This window comes from Methylobacterium sp. WL12 (assembly GCF_008039475.1).
In the GTDB taxonomy this organism is placed as follows: domain Bacteria; phylum Pseudomonadota; class Alphaproteobacteria; order Rhizobiales; family Beijerinckiaceae; genus Methylobacterium; species Methylobacterium cerastii.
The window spans coordinates 1-1652 of sequence record NZ_VRUW01000200.1 but is presented as its reverse complement, the minus strand read 5'-3'; the positions used below and the strand labels follow the sequence as shown (position 1 = coordinate 1652).

The 1652-nt window shown below is 70.8% G+C and carries 1 protein-coding gene, 1 tRNA gene and 1 pseudogene; all 3 read left to right on the top strand.

Going from position 1 to position 1652, the window contains the following annotated elements:
• Nucleotides 1-128, top strand: a pseudogene (gene tuf / locus FV226_RS27450) (elongation factor Tu); the annotation flags it as partial.
• Nucleotides 129-325: 197 nt separating this feature from the next.
• Nucleotides 326-1237 carry a hypothetical protein gene (locus FV226_RS27445; RefSeq protein ID WP_147765397.1) on the top strand — a complete coding sequence of 304 codons (912 nt, stop codon included), beginning with the start codon at nt 326-328 and terminating at the stop codon, nt 1235-1237.
• A 62-nt stretch (nt 1238-1299) separates the two neighbouring features.
• Nucleotides 1300-1376, top strand: a tRNA-Trp gene (locus FV226_RS27440).
• Nucleotides 1377-1652 lie beyond the last annotated feature (276 nt).

Below are 1652 nucleotides of genomic sequence, written 5' to 3'. Positions count from 1 at the left end.
CGGGCGACAACGTGACCATGGACGTCACGCTGATCGTGCCGGTGGCCATGGAGGAGAAGCTGCGCTTCGCCATCCGCGAAGGCGGACGCACCGTCGGCGCCGGCGTCGTCGCCGCCATCAACGCGTAAGCCGCTCGAAGCGAGCGATTCGGCACGGCCGGCGGTCTCCGCCGGCCGTTTTGCGTCGCCGAGGCCGTGGAATCGGGTCCAAGCCCCGTCGTCACCGCCTCAAATCGGCGTTCCCTCAGCCGCGACGGCCCCGGAGCTTGACACGAGGCATCCGGTTTATTTTCTTGATGCCCGTGGTCTGCGGCGGATCCTCAGGAATGAACACCTCGATCGAGTTTCCGCGGCCGACGCGCCGTCTGCTGCTCGCCGCCGCCGCGAGCGCGATCCTGATCCGCCCGGCCTGCGCGGACGCCCTCAGCGACGGACGCTTCCGCGCCGAGGTGGCGGCCGTCCTGCGGGCGATGCTGCCCGGGGCCGAGATCCTCCCCGACCCCGATCCGAAGCAGATCCTGTTCGGCGGCAGCACGATCGCTCTGACCAACCTCTATCCGCGCGTCGCCCCGCTCGCCGGCGACGCGCGCCGGCGACTGATCGAGACGCACCTCGCCACCGCGCTGAAGGCCGTGAACGCGCCGCCGTCGACCGGAGAGCCGAGTCTCGCGGCGGTGCGCACGCAGTTGCGGGTGCAGCTTCTGCCGCGCGAAATTCTGCGGCAGGTGCCGGACCTCGCCACGCGGACCTTCTCCGAGACCCTGGTCGTGGCCTACGTCATCGATGGGACGGACCGGATGCGCTACCTGACTCGGTCGATGCTCGACAGGTGGGGCGTCGGCGCCGGGGCGATCCCGATCGCCATCGAGGCTCCGGCGCCGGCCAACCTCGCCGAGGCCTCGAGGGACGCCGCGTTCGCGCTCGCGGTCGCCGACGGCACGCCCATCTTCGTCATGACGAGCGAGGACGACAACGACGACGCCGCCCGCCTGATGCTGCCGAGCTATCTCGACAGGGTCCGGGGCGCGTTGAAGGCGGAAGCCGTCACCGTCGCGATCCCGACGCGCGACCTGCTCATGGCGTGGCCCGCCGACAGCAAGGCCCGCGCCGGCTTCGCCGCGGAGGTGCGCGACCGGCTGCGGAAGGGACCCTACGGCCGAAGCGACGAGCTGTTCCACGCCGACGCCGCGGGATTGCGGCCGCTGACGGCGGCCGAGCGGGCCGATCACGGCCGCTGACGCATTTCCCGCCCGGCCGGGCCTTGCATCCCGGCGCCCGATCGGGCATTGGGCGACACGATAGGAGTGTAGCTCAACTGGTCAGAGCGCCGGTCTCCAAAACCGGAGGTTGCGGGTTCGAGTCCCTCCACTCCTGCCAGTCTACAGCGCCTTCCAGCCACCAGCGCCTGCCCATCTCCCATTCCCGCGACGTGCCGCGGCTGTCGACAACCCCGACGACTTGCGCTAGAGCGGGCGCACTCCGAGATCGATGGCGGCTGTCGGTTCGGGCTCGTTCGAGCGAGCTTCCGAACCCGTCGTCATTCTCGAAACCCGGTTCCTGACGCCATGGCATCGAACGAAGCGACCAAGAAGGCCGATCCGGCGCGCAGCCCGGTCCGCGGCGCGGCCTCGCAGCCGCCGCAGGGCAACGCCC

Excerpts from the sequence above, each read along its gene's own strand:
- FV226_RS27445 (WP_147765397.1), top strand. The coding sequence starts at position 326 with ATGAACACCTCGATCGAGTTTCCGCGGCCGACGCGCCGTCTGCTGCTC.